General features: G+C 35.2%; 1 protein-coding gene. It reads right to left on the reverse strand.

Going from position 1 to position 1,113, the window contains the following annotated elements; genetic code table 11:
• Positions 1–181: 181 nt before the first annotated feature.
• The gene (locus GMD6S_RS11425) at positions 182–994 is read right to left on the reverse strand and encodes a replication initiation protein (protein WP_000254441.1); all 813 of its coding nucleotides are present in this window, start codon (positions 992–994) and stop codon (positions 182–184) included.
• Positions 995–1,113 lie beyond the last annotated feature (119 nt).

The raw sequence follows: 1,113 nt of genomic DNA on the forward strand, positions 1-1,113 counted from the left end.
GAGTTACAACAACATTTTTTACAAAATATGTTTCTCATCCTAGAAAATAATTAACCACCTCAGCGCAATATTGCTATAAAGCTAGTAGCACCAATGAGTTAACGAACTCTTTTTCAATCTCTATCTTTCTCAAAGAAAAAAGGCTGCATACGCAAGCCTCAATTTTTAATATAAGTTCAAATTACAAAAAATCATAGATGTCTGTCTGATGTGATGCTTTCTCTGCCTCTATGATTACATCTGCAGTGGTTGGCATCCGTCTATCCCTAATTACCATCTCATACCCGATAACTTTTCGTCCTTTTTTTACAGTTGTTAAATCTATATCAGCGTTGAATTTCATTTCTAATTCTTCGCATGCCACCATTAGAGCGTTCCTCTTAAACAAACCTGCAGGCCATGACTTCTCTTCACCCAAGAACCAATCTTGCCACTCCTCTAAACTTCCCTTAATGGTTGTATATTCTCGATTTCCTAAGCGATATGCTTCCCAAAGTTTCATCAAGATCAAAGAATACTTTGATTTCACATTTCCTAACTCATCCAAATGGAAAGAGTAGTAGTTTCTTTTCAACTCAAAAACTAAAGGTCCAGCATCTTCAGAGAATTTGAACTCTACAAGGCCATCCTCGATAAATCTTATTCTGCTGAAAAGTTGAGTCATGATTATTGAACGTCTACCGTCAGGCAATGTTTCAGGGATATATAGGGCTGTATTCTCGTTAAGTCTCGAAAAAGCTTCTGCAATCCGTCTATAATTCTGACCGTTTTTAGTTAATCCAAAGTGCTTCATAATGTCAAGGCTATGAACCGTAAAGACATCACCGACTCTACTATCTTTCGTTACAGATGAAAAACAGTAGTCTAAAACCTTGTGTTCAAAAGCTTTTAAATTACCAAAAGCTTTGGCCAAGTCATTCGCCTGGACAACTAAATAATTTTGACGAGAAGCTAGTTCTTCATAGATTTTACTGGATTTTCTATTTGATACCATCTTGTTTACCTTTTACTATGTTTCCTATTATGCTATATTCTATCAATTTTTAATTTTATAGTCAATAATGGGGGACAAAATAGTCAATAATGGGGTACAAAATAGTCAATAATGGGGTA

It is taken from the genome of Streptococcus sp. GMD6S (genome assembly GCF_000297015.1).

What these genes read in the sequence shown, in the direction of transcription:
- GMD6S_RS11425 (WP_000254441.1), bottom strand. Translation starts at nt 994, where the DNA reads ATGGTATCAAATAGAAAATCCAGTAAAATCTATGAAGAACTAGCTTCT.